The organism is Deltaproteobacteria bacterium, from assembly GCA_016234845.1.
Classification (GTDB): domain Bacteria; phylum Desulfobacterota; class Deferrimicrobia; order Deferrimicrobiales; family Deferrimicrobiaceae; genus JACRNP01.
The window spans coordinates 1-15599 of the sequence record JACRNP010000105.1; the positions used below are offsets into that span (position 1 = coordinate 1).

Below are 15599 nucleotides of genomic sequence, written 5' to 3' on the forward strand. Positions count from 1 at the left end.
CGGGCCCCTTCCGGGTACCACTGGTCCCAGCAGATCATCGCGCCGATCCGTCCCGCGCGGGTATCGAAGGCGCGGAAACCGAGGTCTCCCGGCGCGAAGTAGAACTTCTCGTAATACGAAGGGTCGTCCGGGATGTGCATCTTCCGGTAGATCCCCGCGGGCGCGCCGTCGGCGTCGATCACCGCGAGGCTGTTGTGGTACACCCCGGCGGCCCGCCGCTCGAACACCGGAACGACGACCACCGTCCCCGTTTCCCGGGCGACCGCGCCGAGCGCGTCGGTGGTCGGACCGGGAAGCCGCTCGGCGAGGTCGAAGAACGCCGTATCCTCGGTCTGGCAGAAGTAGCGCGAGCGGAACAGCTCCGGGAGGCACACCACCCGCGCGCCGCGGGCCGCCGACTCCCGGACCGCGGCGATCCCCTTTTCCAGGTTCCAGCGGGGATCCGTCCCCATCGCCATCTGGACGAGGGCGACGGCGAACCGCTTGGGAGGGGCGTTCCCGCCGCCGCTCATCCGGGAAGGTCCAGGAAGAGCCAGGGGGTCGCGCCCTTTCGTTCCCGCTCGTACCGGTCGATTTCGGCCGCCCCGGAGAGGGTGAGCCCGATCTCGTCCAGTCCCTCGAGCAGGCACTTCTTCGCGAACGGGTCGATCGCGAAGGGGTGGACGTTCCCCTTCGGCCCGGTGACCGTCTGCGACACGAGATCCACCGCCACCGTGGCCCCGGGGGAGGAAAGAAGCGCGTCGATCATCGCCCGCACCTCCGCCGCGGGGAGGACCACCGGCAGCATCCCGTTCTTCAGGCAGTTGTTGTGGAAGATGTCGCTGAACGACGGCGCCACGACCGCGCGGAAGCCGAAGTCGGCCAGCGCCCACACGGCGTGCTCTCGCGAGGAGCCGCACCCGAAGTTCTCCCCCGCCACCAGGACCTTGCCGCCGCGGTACTCGGGGCGGTTCAGCGGGAAGTCGGGGCGGGGCGACCCGTCCGCGTCGTACCGCCACGCGAAGAAGAGCCCCTCGCCCAGTCCCGTGCGCTTCACGGTCTTCAGGAACCTCGCGGGGATGATCGCGTCGGTGTCGACGTTCCGCCGGTCGAGCGGGACCCCCACGGTGGACAGGGACGTGAACTTCTCCCTCATCGCGCCACCTCCCGCACGTCGGCGATGCGCCCGGCGACCGCCGCCGCCGCCGCCATCGGCGGGCTCATCAGGTGCGTCCGTCCCCCGGGCCCCTGCCGCCCCTCGAAGTTCCGGTTCGACGTGGAGGCGCACCGCTCGCCGGGCTTGAGCCTGTCCGGGTTCATCCCGAGGCACATCGAACAGCCCGGAAGCCGCCACTGGAAGCCGGCGTCGAGGAATATCCGGTCCAATCCCTCCGCCTCCGCCTGCCGCTTCACCAGCCCCGACCCCGGGACGACCAGCGCCGTCACCCCGGAAGCCACCTTGCGCCCTTTCGCGACCGCCGCCGCGACTCGCAGGTCCTCGATCCGCGCGTTGGTGCACGAGCCGATGAACACCTTGTCCACCGGGATGTCGGTCAGCCGCGTCCCCGGGGAAAGCGCCATGTACTCCAGCGCACGCCGCATCCTTTCCTGCTCCCCCGGGTCCTTCTCGGCCGCCGGATCCGGGACGGCGCCGCCCACCGGCAGGGCGTCCTGCGGGCTCGTCCCCCAGGTGACGTGCGGCTCGAGCGTTGCCGCGTCCAGCGCCACCTCCCGGTCCCACTTCGCGTCGGGGTCCGACGGAAGCGTCTTCCAGTCCGCCACCGCGGCGCCCCACATCCCCGTCGTCGGCGCCAGCGGCCGGCCTTCCAGGTAGGCGAACGTGGTCTCGTCGGGGGCGACCAGCCCGAAACGCGCCCCCGCCTCGATCGTCATGTTGCAGATCGTCATCCGCCCCTCCATCGTCATCCGGCGGACGGTCTCCCCGCCGAATTCGATGGCGTGCCCCGTACCACCGGACGCGCCGATCCTCGCGATCACGGCGAGGATCACGTCCTTCGGGGTGACATGGGGTGCCAGCGCGCCCGTCACGGAAACGCGCATCTGGCGGGGCATCTTCTGCCATAGCGACTGTGTGGCGAGGACGTGCTCCACTTCGGATGTGCCGATGCCGAACGCGATGGCGCCGAAGGCACCCAGCGTGCCGGTGTGGGAGTCTCCGCACACGATGGAGATCCCCGGCTGGACGAGCCCCGACTCGGGGCCGATGATGTGCACGATCCCCTGCCGCGGATCGGTGATGTCGAAGAGGGTGATCCCCGCGCCGAGGGTGTTGTCCCGCAACGCCTGGATCTGCTCGCGGCTCTCCCGGTCCTCGATCCTCCCCGCCCGGTCGGAAGTCGTCGGCACGTTGTGGTCGGGCACGGCGAGGATCGCGCCGGGGCGCCGCACCTTGCGGCCCGCGAGGCGCAGCCCCTCGAACGCCTGGGGGCTCGTCACCTCGTGCACGAGTTGCCGGTCGATGTACAGGAGGATGTTCCCGTCCCCGCGATCCGTAACGACGTGGCGGGCCCAGATCTTCTCGAACAGCGTGGGCATTTCGCTCCTTTCCCCCGCGTCGTCCCTGCGGGGACCAGTGGAAGCATAGCAAGCCGACGGCGAAATGGTAAGCCGCGCGCCGAATTCCATTATAGTGGTACCTGTCGTGAAACAGCGCGCGGCGGCGCGGATTCGACGCGCGGAGAAAAGGGGGAGGACGATGGGCGAGGTCGTCGTGACGGAGAGAAGAGGATCGGTGGCCGCGATCCGGATGAACCGGCCGGAGCGCCTGAACGCCTACAACGAGGAGATGGGGGCCGCGCTGCTGTCTTCGGTTTCCGCGGCGGCGGCGGACCCGGAGGTGCGGTGCCTGGTCCTGTCGGGCACGGGCAAGGCGTTCTCCGCCGGCGGCGACGTGGAATCGTTCGCGGCGTTCCAGGACGAGGGGCCGGGGAGGTTCATGGGTCTTGCGATCGGACTGCACGCGCTGATCGCGACGATCCGGCGGGCCCCCAAACCGGTCGTCGCCGCGGTGAACGGGGTGGCCGCCGGGGCCGGCTTCTCTTTGGCGCTCGCGTGCGACGTCGCCGTCGCCGCCGCGTCGGCCCGCTTCACGCTCGGGTACCAGAACATCGGGCTCTCCCCCGACGGGGGGATGACCTTCTTCCTCGCCCGCGCGGTGGGGGCGCAGCGGGCGATGGAGATGACGCTCTTTTCCCGGATCCTTCCGGCCGCCCGGGCGGCGGAATGGGGGCTGGTGCAGGAGGTTCTCCCCGACGGGGACTTTTCCGCCGGGATCGACGCGCTGGCGGACCGTTTGGCCTCCGGCCCCACCCTGGCGTACGCCAGGGCGAAAGAGCTGTACAACCGGGCACTTGCCCAGCCGCTGGAGAGCCAGCTCGAGGAGGAGCGCCAGCAGATCTCCCGCTGCGCCGGGAGCCGGGATTTCCGGGAGGGGATCCGGGCGTTCCTCGAAAAACGGCCCGCCCGGTTCGAGGGGAGATAGCCGGGGCCGGTGAGGTTCCTCACGGATATTTTCCTTCCCGCGCGGTAGCTTGTAACCATGGGAAGGAGGTGAGCACGATGGAAATCCTCGCCATGGAAGAGTTCGCCGTGACCTTCGGCGTCGCGTTCACCACCCTGCTGGCCCTGGTCGGCGTTGCCGCCGGGGTCGTCCTCGCGGGCATCGCGGAGGAAGAGAAGGCCGGCGCCCGGCTTCTTTGGGCCGAGTGGCCGATGGACGAAAAGGTCCGGACCGTTCCGCGGGTCGAGCTCCGCATCGCCGCGTGAGCGGTTCGAAGGCAGTCCCGCCTTTACGGCCGCGGCGGGTTCCGGATCGTGCCGGAACCGGTCGCGGCCTTCGTTCCCGCCCGGCTCGCCCCGTTGGATTCCCCTCCCCGCCCGCGATAGAATGACCCCGGCGCAACCGGTACCCGGCCGCTCTGCGAAAGGTGGACGACGTGCCGCTTCCCTTCCTCTCCGTCCGGGAACTGTTCTCCGGCCTCCCCCCCGGCGACACGGCGAAAGTGCGCTCCCTCTGCGTCGAGCGGACGATTTCCCGCGACGCCGCGGTCTTCCGGCAGGGGGACCCTCCCGACGGCGCCTGCATCCTCAAGAAAGGGCTGGTGAAGATCGTGTCCCTCTCCGAGAAGGGGGCGGACCGGATCCTCCACATCCTTCGACCGGGGGACGTCTTCGGGGAGCTGGCGCTGATCGGGGAGCCCCGGCCGTTCACCGCCGTCGCCCTGACCGACGCGGTCGTGAGCGTGCTTCCCTCGGCCCGGCTCCAGGAGATGCTCTCGTCGTCCCCCTCGTTCTCGAGGAACTTCCTCCGGCTCGTTTCCCTGCGGCTCCACGACGTCGAGCGGAACTTCCCCGCATTCGCCCAGGCGTGGCCGCATCACCGGCTGGCGAAGGAGCTGCTCCACCTGGCCGAGGACCTGGGGGACGAAACGCCGAAGGGGACCCGCGTGACGCTGCGCCTGACGCACGAGGACCTGTCGAACCTGATCGGCGCGTCGCGCGAGACGGTGACGATCCTGATCCGCAAGTTCGAGGAGATGGGGCTGGTGCGGAGGGAGGGGCGCGAGCTGTTCCTCGACCGCGACCGGATCGCGGGGTACCTCCGGCTGGAACGCGTCTAAGCGGAGGGGGGGAGGCGAATGCCCCCTCTAATTGAAGCCGATCTTCCCCTGCGGCTCCTCGGCCGTCAGGATCGTCCCGTGCGCCTCTTCGTACTTCCGGAGGTTCTCCAGCAGAGCGGCGGCGACCCGTTTCGCGTGGCCGGGGGAGAGGATCACCCGCGCGGTGACGGCTCCCGCGGGAGGCGCGACCATCAGGAAGTCCAGAACGAACTCGTCGCGGGTGTGGATCACGGTCATGTTGTTGGAGTAGACGCCGCCCTTCAGATGTTCCGGGAACGTCACCTGGATCTCCATCGGTTTCTGCTGGCTTTCCATCGGTCACCCCCGCGGATTCTGCGCGACCCCGAGTATATCATCATAAATCGATAAGAATCCCGCCGCACCGGCGGTATAATGACCTCCGAGCCAAGGCCAGGAGGACCGATTCCCCCATGCCGGATCCGACGCCCGTCGGCACACCCCGCAAGGTTTCCGCGGAAACCGTTTTCGACGCCATTCCCTTCCCCGCGCTCGTCGTGGACCGCGACGTCCGGGTGCTGGAATACAACCGGTCGGCCGCGGAAATGCTCGGAAGCGGGAAGAAGCTCCGCTACCGGAAGCCGGCCGGGGAGCTCCTCCACTGCGTCCATGCGGAATCGACGCCGAAAGGGTGCGGATACTCGAAATTCTGTCCCGACTGCCTGCTGCGGAACACCGTGAACGAGGCGGTCGCGGACGGGAAGGTCCACCGGAACAGGGCCCGGCTGGAGCGCATCGCCGACGGCCGGACGGAAACCGTGGTCCTCCTGCTGTCCGTTTCCCCGTTCTCGCAAGGGAGCCGGCGGCGGTACCTGGTGCTCTTCGAGGAATCGAGCGAAATATCGCTCCTGGAGAGGATCCTCCCGATCTGTTCCCACTGCAAGAGAATCCGGGACGAGAAGAACTACTGGAAGAACGTCGAAGAGTATTTCCTTTCGCACTCGAACCTGATGTTCTCCCACTCCCTCTGCGACGCGTGCGTGAAGGAGCTGTACCCCAGCATGGGGCGTTAGGTCGGCCCCTACGGCCGGTCCCGCAGCCGGTAATACTCCTCGGGCGTGTTGATGTTCCGGAAGGCGGACCGCTCGGGGTCGATCCGCGCGATCTCCTCGCGGCGGACCCGGCGGACCGTCACCCGGTCGTGGAAGGAGACCAGCCGCCGCTCGCCGGAGCGGAGCGCGTCCTCCACCGCGGGGAGCGCGCTCTTCCGGTAGAGCGCGTGGAGGGGCTCCAGCCCCTCTTCCGTCTCGGGCACCACCACGTCGGCCCCCTCCGCCAGGGCGCAGAGATGGCGGATCAGCTCCCCCTTCACGTGCGGCATGTCGCAGGCGACGACGAATACCAGGTCCGTGTCGCTGTGCCGGAGCGCGGATTGGATTCCGGCCAGCGCCCCCGCGCCGGGCACCAGGTCCTGCACGCGGCGGCACGGGAGGAACTCGTACTGGCCGGGCGCCCCGCCCACGACGATCACCTCGTCGAACAGCTCGGCCATCTTCCGGTGGATCGCCTCGATGAACCGCCCTCCCTGGTACGGAAGGAGCGCCTTGTCGCTCCCCATCCGCATGGACTTCCCCCCCGCCAGGATCGCCCCGGTGACGCCGCGGACCCTCTCCTGCGGGCCCGGGACGGCGATCCGCTCCGGGTGCGCGTACACGTTGAACCGCCTTCCCCGAACGTATCCGGCGAGCGTGATCCCGAGCTCGTCGCAGATGCGGACGGCGAGATCGGTGGGGGACGTGCGGGAGAGGACCACGGATACGCCGAGCGATGCCGCCTTCGCGGCCATCTCCGAGGAGACGCGTCCGGAAGTGGCGAGGATCGTTCCGGAGAGGTCGATCCCTTTCAGGAGCGCCTCTCCCGCGATCCGGTCGACCGTGTTGTGCCGGCCGATGTCCTCGGCGAACAGCAGCAGCCGCTCCCCGTCGCACGCCGCCGAGGAGTGGATCCCCCCCGTACCGCGATACCGTTCCGCGGCGCGGGCCAGGAGATCCATGGACGCGAAGACCGCTTCCGGCGGGAAGAACGGACCGGCGGCCGGCACCTGTACCGGCTTCCCCGACGCGGCCGGGACGTGGAAGCTGATCCCGCCCCCGCAACCCGAGGTGAGCGTCGGCGAGATCCGTTCCGGCGCGGCGCCGCGGATCCTCGCGCTCGCCGACCCGAACTCCTCGCACACGCTGAGCGTGAGGAGGTCGGACGGGACCCGGATCAGCCCCTGCATCCGGAGGAAGCCGGCCACGAGGTAGTGCAGGTCGTGGGGCGAGGCGATGAGCGTCGCCAGGGGGGAACCGTTCACCGACAGGGGAACCGGGATCTCGCGGACCGTTTGGCGCACGGCCTCGGGGACCAGGCGATGGCCGTCGAACCGGTGAACCGGCGGGCCGTTCCCCTTCCTGCGGTCGTCTCCGGGAAGCCGCGTCATTTCCCCCTCTCGAACCCTTCCTTCCCCGCCAGCAGGTCGAGGTGGAGCGTGGCCAGGTCCTCGGCCTCCAGCGGCACGGACGCGTTGCCCCGCCGCGAGTCGCGCGTCTTGATGTACCGGCTGCACTTCCGGCAGACGCCCACGCGCACGGGCCCCTCGCCCGCGGTGAAGTAAGAGACGGTGTCGGGGTCGTCGTTCCCGCAGAAGGGACACTTGACGCGGGGCCAGGGCCAGCGGAAGTAGCAGGCGGAGCAGGAGAGGTACCGCTTCCCCTCCTCGCCGGCCAACTCGTCCATCCCCGCGCGGGAGCCGCAGACCGGGCAGTACCCTTCCTTCCACCCCTCGAGACGGGCCGGGTCGACCGTTCCCGCCACGCGCTCCAGCGCGGTCTTGAAAGGGATCTCGAGGACGAACGCGAGGAGCGGCGGCTGGACGGAGACGGCCTTCGCCGCATCCTCGACCGCCCGCCGCTCCCGGGTCAGGAACGACGCGAACAGGGCGGGGAGGTCGAGATCGCCCTCCTCCACCCCGCGTTCGATCCGGTCGAGCTCCTCGAGCCCTTCCCGGCCGACCTCCTTCAGCACGCGGATCACCCCCGCGAGAAACGGCGCGGCGGCGACCCGGTCGACGGAGAGCGACTCCGGGGAGAGCGCGGGAAGGCCGCCGGCCACCCGCTCCGCCCAGTTCCCCTCCGGGAGGGCGAACCGGATCCCCGTGTCCCCCTCCTTCCCCTCCACGTAGGAGAAGATCCGCTCGAACGGGAGAAGCACCTCGCGGTAGGCGGGGTGCTCCGACGCGGTCTTCCGCAGGTGCTCGATCTTCTCCGCTGTGCGACCCATCCCGTCGGCGAACCTCTCCCCGCGCCTGTTTACTCCCCGGCGATCTCCTTGTACCACTTCGGGTGGTGCCGTTTCGCCCAGATCCGGCGGACGTTCCCGTACAGCATCCCGTCGAGCGTCCCCGGGTTCCCGATCGTGGTGAGGTACACGTGCACCACCATCAGCATCACGAACGCGATGAACAGGAGGCCGTGGACCAGCAGCGAAAGCTGGACGAGCCCGCGCGGGAACGACAGGGGAATCCAGTTGATGACGCCGGTGATCCCGAGGAGCAGCGTCGCGATCCCCATGAAGATGCCGAACAGCTTCTGGCCGGCGTTGAACTTCCCGCTGTTGACGTGCTCCGGGTCCCTCGACAGGTACCCGCCCAGTCCGCGCATCCACTTCCGGTCGTCGTCGTCGAAGGAGCACACCTCCTTCGCGTGGTTGAAGAACAGGAACAGGGACGACAGGAAGAAGACCACCCCGGCGTACTTGTGGACCAGGATCGCACCCTCCCCGCCGCCGAAGAGGTCGAAGTAGTTGTGGAAGAGCCGGGAGTAGAGCCCCAGCCCGGACAGGAGCAGGGTGAAGAACGACGCGGCGACGAACCAGTGCAGCACCCGCTCGGCCGTGTTGAACCGCTCGACGAATTTACCCATGCGCGTCCCCTCCCTTCCCTTTCCCGTCCTCCTCGAGCGTCCGGCTCCCGAAGGTCACGTAGTGGAGCACGACCGCGGCCACGCTCCCCCAGAACCCCAGGATCCCGAGCGGCTTCAATACGTCCTTCCACAGGAAGATCGCCGTCGGGATCGTGGGGTCCGAAGGGAGCCCGTACGCCTCCGGCTTGTCGTCGAGGGCGTACAGCACCCCCAGCCCCTCGAGGTCCTTCTCCCCGTACAGCTTCTTCCCCGACGCCTTCGCCTTCGCGATCAGCGCGTCGCGGCCGCCGTACTGCAGCGTCTGCGTGGGGCACGCCTTCGCGCACGCCGGGACCATCCCGGCGCCGACCCGGTCCAGGCACAGGTTGCACTTGGACACCTTCTCGTCCGCCCCGTACCGGGGGATGTTGAACGGGCACGCGGATACGCAATATTTGCAGGAGATGCACTTCTCCTTGTCGTACCCGATCAACCCTTCCTTCGTCCGGAAGAGCGCCCCGGGCGCCGGGCAGACCTTCATGCACCCGGCGTCCCCGCAATGGAGGCACCGCTCGTTGACGAACTTCCAGGAGACGGCCCCCTTGTCGTCGGCCTTCTCGATGAAACGGATCCGGTTGTACAGGTTCGGGGTCAGGTCCCGGGGGTTCTCGTACGCCCCCTGCTGCGTCGTCTGGTCCGGCTCCAGGCGGTTCCACTCCTTGCACGCCACCTGGCAGGAGCGGCAGCCGATGCACCGCGACGTGTCGATCAGGAATCCGGTTCGCGCGTATGCCATGGCCGTCACCCCCTCGCCTTCACGTTGACCATGAACGCCTTGGTTTCCGGGATCATGGTGTTGGCGTCGCCCACGGTCGGAGTCAGCAGGTTGGCGGAATCGCCCGTCCCCGGCGTCATCCAGCCGAAGCACCAGGGGAGCCCCACCATGTGGACCGTGCTGCCGGCCACCTTGAAGGGGCGGATGCGGGGCGTGACCACCGCGACCGCCTCGACCTTCCCCCGCGCCGAGGAGATCTCCAGCGTGTCCCCGTTCTTCACGTTCTTCTCCCTGGCGAGCTCGACGCTCATCTCGACGAACTGCCGCGGGGAGAGTTCGAGCAGCCACGGCATGTTCCGGGAGAGGACCCCGGTCTGCCAGTGCTCGGTGACCCGGTACGTGGTCGCCACGTACGGGAACCGCGTGTCGCACGACGCGAAGACGTCCTCGGGCAGGCCCCCCTCCGAGAACATCTTCGACGCCGGGTTGATCCGCTGCTTCGACAGGGGATTTTCCTGCACCGGGCACTCGAGCGGCTCGTAATGCTCGGGGAACGGCCCGTCCTTCAATCCCGGCCCGAAGATCGAAGCCACCCCGTCGGCCCGCATGATGTACGGCTTCTTCCCTTCCTTTTCATTGGCCATCGGCGGCCACGGCCCGTCGGGCACATCCCCCTCCCACTTCCCCGTCTTCCCGTCGGGGAGCACCGCGGCGGCGTTCCAGTAGATGACCGCCTTCTTCACGTTGTACGGCTTGCCCGCCGGATCGACCGACGCCCGGTTGTACAGGATCCGCCGGTTGACCGGCCACGCCCACGCCCATTCGGGGAACAGCCCGAGGCCGGTGGGGTCCTTCTTCACCCGGCGGGCCATCATGTTCCCCTTCTCGTTGTAGCTCTGGCAGTAGATCCAGTTGCCGCAGGAAGTGGTCCCGTCGGCCTGGAGCTGGGCGAATCCGCCGGCCAGCTCCCCCTTCTTCCCGACGAACTTCTTCTCCTTCGGTTTCGGCTGCCCCGGCTTCGGCTTCTCCTCCACGTTGTCCAGGAAGTAGCCGTTGATCTCCTTCGCCACCGCGTGGACGTCGATCGCCTTCGCCGTTCCGTCCGCGCGCTTGAACCCGTAGTTCCACGTGAGGTTCACGAGCGGATCGGGGTAGACGCCCCCCTCCTTCGCGTAGAGCCCCTTCACCTTGAAGTACAGGTCGTTCATGATCTCGAGGTCGGGGCGCGCCTTCCCGAGCGGCTTGACCGCCACGGTGCGCCATTGGGCGAGCCGGGCGGAGTTGGTGATGCTCCCCTCCTTCTCGAAGGACGCCGCCGCCGGGAGGAAGAAGACCTCCGTGTTCACCTTCGCCGGGTCCACCCCCGGCCCCTTCCAGAACGAGGCGGTCTCGTTGTCGAAGAGGTTGACCGCGACCATCCATTCCAGCGTGCCGAGGGCCTTGCGGACCTTTCCGGCGTTGGAGCCGGAGCAGGCCGGGTTCTGCCCCCACGCGAAGAACCCCTTGTACTTCCCGCGCGTCATGGCGTCGAAGAGGTTGAGCCACGACGGCGCCATCCCCGGGTCGAGCTTCGGCAGCCACGCGTAGCCGAAGTCGTTCTGCTTCGTCGCCTTCGCCCCGTAGATCGCCTTCAGGTAGCTGGTGATGTACTTGTTCCGGTTCCCCCACCAGTTCGCGCTGGCCGGGTCCTTCGTCTTGGGGGTGTGCTTCTCGATGTACTTCTCGAGGGTCGGGATGTCGGCCGACGGGACCGGCATGTACCCGGGGAGGATGTGGAAGAGGAGCCCGTGGTCGGTCGACCCCTGCACGTTGGACTCCCCGCGCAGCGCGTTGATCCCGCCGCCGGCGACCCCCATGTTCCCCAGGAGCAGCTGGACGATGCTCATCGCGCGGATGTTCTGCGTCCCCACGGTGTGCTGCGTCCACCCCATCGCGTAGAGGGAGGTCCCCGCCTTGTCCGGCTTGCCCGTGGCGCCGTACGCCTCGTACACCTGGAGGAGCGTCTCCTTCGGCGTCCCGGTGATGCCGGACACCATCTCCGGCGTGTAGCGGGAGTAGTGCTTCCGCAGGAGCTGGAACACGCACCGCGGGTCCTTGAGCGTCTCGTCCTTCCGGACCTTGTCGTCCGGGTCCTTCTGGTATCCCCACTTCTTGGCGTCGTACGCCTTCTTCTTCGGGTCGTACCCGGAGAAGAGGCCGGCGGCCTCGCCCGGACCCTTGAAGTCGGGGCCGACCAGGTACGAGGCGTTGGTGTATTTGCGGACCGACTCCTCGTGGTAGAGCCTGTTCTCCAGGATGTGCCGGATCATCCCGCCCAGGAAGGCGATGTCGGTCCCCGGCCGCAGGGGCGCGTAGATGTCGGCCTTCGACGCGCTCCGGGTGAAGCGCGGATCCACGCAGATGATCTTCCCGCCGTTATCCTTCGCCCGGAGGATCCACCGGAAGGCGACCGGGTGGTTCTCCGCCGGGTTGGCCCCCATGATCAGGACCGCGTCCGAGTTCTTCACGTCGACCCAGTGATTCGTCATCGCGCCGCGTCCGAACGACTCTGCCAGAGCCGCTACAGTGGCGCTGTGTCATATTCGCGCCTGGTGCTCGATGGCGACCAGGCCCAACCCCCGGAGGAATTTCTGGAGGAGGTAGCACTCCTCGTTGTCCAGCGCGGCGCTCCCGACGTGGGCGATGCCGTTCGTGCGGTTCACGACCGCCTCGATCTCCTTCTCGACCTCCTGGTCGCCGACCTTCTCCTTCACCTTGATCCTGCTCTTGGCCGTGAAGGTGGCGTCGCGCGTCTTCTTCACCTTCTTCGCGATCTCGTCGAGCGCCCACTCCCACTCGACCTCCTTCCACTCCTTGGCCCCCGGCGCCCGGTGGAGCGGCTTCGTCACGCGGGCCTTGTTGTCGCGGAACTGGAGGACCGACGCGCCCTTCGGGCAGAGGGACCCCTCGCTGATCGGGTGGTCGGGGTCCCCCTCGACGTTCACGACGTTTCCGCCGAGGGTGTGGACGATCATCCCGCATCCCACGGAGCAGTAGGGGCAGATGGTGGCCGACTCCTTCGCGTAGCGGATCGGGAGTTCCTGGGCCTGCGCCTCCACGGGGGCGGTGGGAAGCCCCAGGAGCCCGGCCGCCAGCCCCGCTCCCGACGTCTTGAAGAGCTGTCTTCGAGAGATCGAATACGCCATCCGGTGCACCTCCTTGGAATCGGTTATTTATTCCTGTATTACCGTCGCGAAAACGGATTTCGGGTGTGCCGCTCGAAACGTATGCCGGTGTCGACGCACGGATGAATATTATAAAACCGTTTTAGATTTTTCAATGAAAAGAAACGCGATCGGCATTTATCGTTGTATACACTCAACCATATCGATTTTCAACGATATTCTACCGGTCGATCCGTAAACGGCGGTTGTCGGCGGAGACTTGCACAGGGATCCATCAGCGATACGGAGGCCGATCCTCCCTCCGCGACCGTGCCAGGGTGTTGTAGAATCAACCGAACGCATCCGTTTCGCGACGAAAGGAGTTTCCATGCGCAGGTGGAGTTCCGCGCTCGTCCTCCCGCTGCTCCTGCTGGCCGCCTTCTTCGGACCGGCGGGGGCGGCCGATGTCCGGTACACCGTCCCCGAGGAGGGGTCGGCCTCCATCGGACCGAAAGGAGCCCCGGTCACGGTCGTCGAGTTCGTCGACTACCAGTGACCGCACTGCAAGGCGGCCGGTCCGACCGTCGAGCGGATTCTCAAGACCTACGGCGACAAGGTGCGGCTGGTGGTCAAGCACACCCCCTACCGGTACCGGGACTACTCCCGGATCGCGGCGGAGGCGTCGCTCTCGGCCCGGGACCAGGGGAAGTTCCGCGAGATGCATCTCCTGCTGCTCGAGCGCTCCCCGGCGCTCGCCCGGGGGAACCTCATCGCGTATGCGAGGGAACTCTCCCTCGACGTCGCACGCTTCACGAAGGACATCGACGGGATGACGCACACGAAGGAGATCGACCGGGACGGGAAGCTCGCGGAGCGGCTCGACCTGTACACGACACCCGCCTTCTTCGTCAACGGGATCAAGATCCTGGGGGACCGTCCGTTCGAGTCGTTCCGGGAGGTCATCGACCGGGAGCTGGCGATCCTCGGCGCGGGAAAGGGGAAGCGTTGAGGACCGGCAAGGCGCGGGCCGCGCTGGCGGGCCTCCTGATGGCGGCCCTTCCGCACCTGCCCGGAGCCGCGAACGCCGCTCCCCCCGCGCCGCTGCCGCCTCCCCCCTCACCCGCGGAGAACCCGACGTCCCCGGCGAAGGCGGAGCTGGGGAAAAAGCTCTTCTTCGACCGGCGGCTCTCCGGAGACGGGACGATGGCCTGCGCCTCGTGCCACGACCCGGAGTCCGGCTACGCCGACGGGCTCGCGATCTCCCTCGCGTACCCGACGACGAAGAACTGGCGCAACTCCCCTTCGATCGTGAACGCGGCGTACCGGACCGCCCTGTTCCGGGACGGGCGGGCGGCGTCCCTGGAGGAGCAGGCGCTCTTCCCGATGATGAGCCCGTTCGAGATGAACCGGAGCCTGGACTACGTCGAGGAGGTTCTGAAAACCGTCCCGGAGTACGTTGAGGCGTTCCGGAACCTGTTCGGCGGGGAGATCACCCGGTGGCGGATCGCGATGGCGATCGCCGCCTTCGAGCGCACGATCGTATCCCGCGACACGCCGCTGGACCGGCACCTGCGGGGGGAAAAGGACGCCCTGACGCCCCGGCAACGCGCGGGGTACGAGCTGTTCGTCGGCAAGGCCGGATGCGCGGAGTGCCACGGCGGAGAGAACCTCGCCGACGGGCGGTTCCACAACCTCGGCGTCCCGGAAGACCCGAAGGTCATGGAGGACCCAAGGGTGCTGGCCACCGCCCGGTTCGTCGGGAAGGTGTCGGGATTCCCGGAGTACCGCAACATGGCGGGGGACCCGGGGCGTTACCTCGTGACCAAGTCGCGGGAGGACTGGAAGGCGTTCGCCACGCCGCCGTTGCGGGAGGTCGCGTCCACCGCGCCGTACATGCACAACGGGGCGCTCGCGACGCTTGCCGACGTGATCGACTTCTACGACCGGGGCGGCGGGGACGACCCGAAGAAGTCGCCGCTGCTGAAACCGCTCGGCCTGTCGAAGAACGAAAAAGAAACGCTGAAGGATTTCCTCGCGGGCGCCCTCTCCGGCCCCGTCCCGGTCATCCGTCCCCCCTCCCTCCCCTGAGAATCGCCTCTCCGGGAATCGCAATTTCCTGAAGTTTTCCGGGAAATATCCGATCAGGAACGGCGGAAGCTTCCGGATCCGCAAGGAGGGGACGTGCGAAATATCCGGATCATCTGCATGCTGTCGGCTTCGTTCCTCTTCACGTCGCCCTGCGCAGGCCGGGCCGGGGTCCTCGCGATCCCCGGGACCGGCGCCTGCGAGGATGTTCTGAAAAGCGTCGCGGCGGAGTACGAACGGTCGCATCCCATGTCCCGCGTCGAAATCCCCCCGAGCGTGCACTCCGAAGGGGGGATCCGCCAGGTCATCAACGGCGAAACCGCCCTCGCGAGGGTTTCCCGGCCCCTGACGCCGTCGGAGGCCGGGAAGGACCTGGTATATCGAGTCTTCGCCAGGGACGCGGTCGTCTTCGCCGTGGGATCCTCCGTGCGCGCCCGCAGCCTCACGATCCCGCAGATCATGGGCATCTTCTCGGGCGCCGTGGACCGGTGGGACGACTTGAACGGGGGGAAGGGCCCGATCCGGGTGCTTCTCCGCGAGGAAGGCGATGCGAGTCTCACGGCCCTCCGGAAGCGGTACGCGGAGTTCCGGGACCTCCGGTTCACGAGCCTCGGAAAGACCCTCTATCATGACCGGGAGATGGCGGAGATGCTCCAGAAATACCGGAACTCGATCGGGTTCGCCACGCTGTCGTCCCTCGGCGCGGCGAACGCGACCGTCATCCCGCTCGCGATCGACGGGATCCCGGCTACCCGGGAGACCGTTTCGTCCGGGAGGTACCCCGTCCGGATCGAATATGCGCTCGTCCACCGGAAGGACGACCTTCCGCCGGAGGCCCGGGAATTCATCGACTTCCTTTTCTCCGAAGCGGGAAGGAAGGTCTTGTCCGACAACGGGCTGCACCCCCCGGAACGGTAGCATCCGCTTGCGCTGGAAAAACAGCCTGGTCATTCCGATCGTCGGGCTCCTGCTGGTCGTCGCCGTCGGGATGCTGCTGATCGGGTATCTCGTCAACGACCGGGTCTTCTACACCGCCCTCGAGGAGCGGGAAAGGGACAAGGCGAACAGCATCCGGTTC

Annotated in this window: 18 protein-coding genes; 9 read left to right on the forward strand and 9 right to left on the reverse strand. The window is 67.8% G+C overall.

Features of this window, described 5'->3' with window-relative positions; all coding sequences use genetic code 11:
- The 3 genes from HZB86_07660 to leuC form a co-directional block, all read right to left on the reverse strand.
- The coding region (locus tag HZB86_07660; GenBank protein MBI5905414.1) for an acyltransferase at window positions 1-512 on the reverse strand (512 nt) is incomplete at its 3' end.
- Window positions 509-1135, reverse strand: a complete 627-nt coding sequence (gene leuD / locus HZB86_07665; GenBank protein ID MBI5905415.1) for a 3-isopropylmalate dehydratase small subunit — start codon at window positions 1133-1135, stop codon at window positions 509-511. The genes leuD and HZB86_07660, both read right to left, overlap by 4 nt.
- A complete protein-coding gene (gene leuC, locus HZB86_07670; protein ID MBI5905416.1) occupies window positions 1132-2535 on the reverse strand; it encodes a 3-isopropylmalate dehydratase large subunit in 1404 nt (467 codons plus the stop codon). The genes leuD and leuC overlap by 4 nt, the downstream gene beginning before the upstream one ends.
- 160 nt (window positions 2536-2695) lie before the next feature.
- Here leuC and HZB86_07675 point away from each other — a divergent pair, with 160 nt between their 5' ends.
- The 3 genes from HZB86_07675 to HZB86_07685 all read left to right on the forward strand — a co-directional run bounded on the left by HZB86_07675 (window position 2696) and on the right by HZB86_07685 (window position 4619).
- Window positions 2696-3481, forward strand: coding sequence for an enoyl-CoA hydratase/isomerase family protein (locus tag HZB86_07675; GenBank protein ID MBI5905417.1), 786 nt, complete (start codon window positions 2696-2698; stop codon window positions 3479-3481).
- A 77-nt stretch (window positions 3482-3558) separates the two neighbouring features.
- On the forward strand, window positions 3559-3765 hold the full coding sequence (locus tag HZB86_07680; GenBank protein MBI5905418.1) for a hypothetical protein: 207 nt from the start codon (window positions 3559-3561) through the stop codon (window positions 3763-3765).
- 170 nt (window positions 3766-3935) lie between these two features.
- A complete protein-coding gene (locus tag HZB86_07685) occupies window positions 3936-4619 on the forward strand; it encodes a Crp/Fnr family transcriptional regulator (protein ID MBI5905419.1) in 684 nt (227 codons plus the stop codon).
- Between the two features lie 27 nt (window positions 4620-4646).
- Here HZB86_07685 and HZB86_07690 read toward each other — a convergent pair whose 3' ends face one another.
- The gene (locus tag HZB86_07690; protein MBI5905420.1) at window positions 4647-4934 is read right to left on the reverse strand and encodes a DUF3467 domain-containing protein; all 288 of its coding nucleotides are present in this window, start codon (window positions 4932-4934) and stop codon (window positions 4647-4649) included.
- A gap of 116 nt (window positions 4935-5050) precedes the next feature.
- On the opposite strand from HZB86_07690, the gene HZB86_07695 reads away from it, so the two are divergent.
- Window positions 5051-5650 carry a PAS domain-containing protein gene (locus tag HZB86_07695; GenBank protein ID MBI5905421.1) on the forward strand — a complete coding sequence of 200 codons (600 nt, stop codon included), beginning with the start codon at window positions 5051-5053 and terminating at the stop codon, window positions 5648-5650.
- A gap of 8 nt (window positions 5651-5658) precedes the next feature.
- Here HZB86_07695 and fdhD read toward each other — a convergent pair whose 3' ends face one another.
- From fdhD to fdnG, 5 genes are read right to left on the reverse strand one after another with little or no spacing between them, the layout of a single operon-like run.
- Window positions 5659-7059, reverse strand: a complete 1401-nt coding sequence (gene fdhD, locus HZB86_07700; protein MBI5905422.1) for a formate dehydrogenase accessory sulfurtransferase FdhD — start codon at window positions 7057-7059, stop codon at window positions 5659-5661.
- Window positions 7056-7898, reverse strand: coding sequence for a formate dehydrogenase accessory protein FdhE (locus HZB86_07705; GenBank protein MBI5905423.1), 843 nt, complete (start codon window positions 7896-7898; stop codon window positions 7056-7058). The genes fdhD and HZB86_07705 overlap by 4 nt, the downstream gene beginning before the upstream one ends.
- A 29-nt stretch (window positions 7899-7927) precedes the next feature.
- Window positions 7928-8539, reverse strand: a complete 612-nt coding sequence (locus HZB86_07710) for a formate dehydrogenase subunit gamma (protein MBI5905424.1) — start codon at window positions 8537-8539, stop codon at window positions 7928-7930.
- A complete protein-coding gene (locus tag HZB86_07715) occupies window positions 8532-9314 on the reverse strand; it encodes a 4Fe-4S dicluster domain-containing protein (protein MBI5905425.1) in 783 nt (260 codons plus the stop codon). Before HZB86_07715 ends, HZB86_07710 begins: the two co-directional genes overlap by 8 nt.
- A gap of 5 nt (window positions 9315-9319) precedes the next feature.
- Window positions 9320-12478 (reverse strand): formate dehydrogenase-N subunit alpha, encoded by a 3159-nt coding sequence (gene fdnG, locus HZB86_07720; protein MBI5905426.1) that lies wholly within the window; start codon window positions 12476-12478, stop codon window positions 9320-9322.
- A gap of 346 nt (window positions 12479-12824) precedes the next feature.
- Between fdnG and HZB86_07725 the strand changes: the two genes are divergently transcribed.
- The 5 genes from HZB86_07725 to HZB86_07745 all read left to right on the forward strand — a co-directional run.
- A complete protein-coding gene (locus tag HZB86_07725) occupies window positions 12825-12992 on the forward strand; it encodes a hypothetical protein (GenBank protein MBI5905427.1) in 168 nt (55 codons plus the stop codon).
- 36 nt (window positions 12993-13028) lie between these two features.
- The gene (locus tag HZB86_07730) at window positions 13029-13445 is read left to right on the forward strand and encodes a thioredoxin domain-containing protein (protein MBI5905428.1); all 417 of its coding nucleotides are present in this window, start codon (window positions 13029-13031) and stop codon (window positions 13443-13445) included.
- The gene (locus tag HZB86_07735; GenBank protein MBI5905429.1) at window positions 13442-14524 is read left to right on the forward strand and encodes a cytochrome-c peroxidase; all 1083 of its coding nucleotides are present in this window, start codon (window positions 13442-13444) and stop codon (window positions 14522-14524) included. Before HZB86_07730 ends, HZB86_07735 begins: the two co-directional genes overlap by 4 nt.
- Window positions 14525-14617: 93 nt before the next feature.
- Window positions 14618-15439 (forward strand): substrate-binding domain-containing protein, encoded by an 822-nt coding sequence (locus HZB86_07740; GenBank protein MBI5905430.1) that lies wholly within the window; start codon window positions 14618-14620, stop codon window positions 15437-15439.
- 7 nt (window positions 15440-15446) lie between these two features.
- Window positions 15447-15599 (forward strand): hypothetical protein (locus HZB86_07745; protein MBI5905431.1); only part of this gene is annotated, 153 nt, incomplete at its 3' end.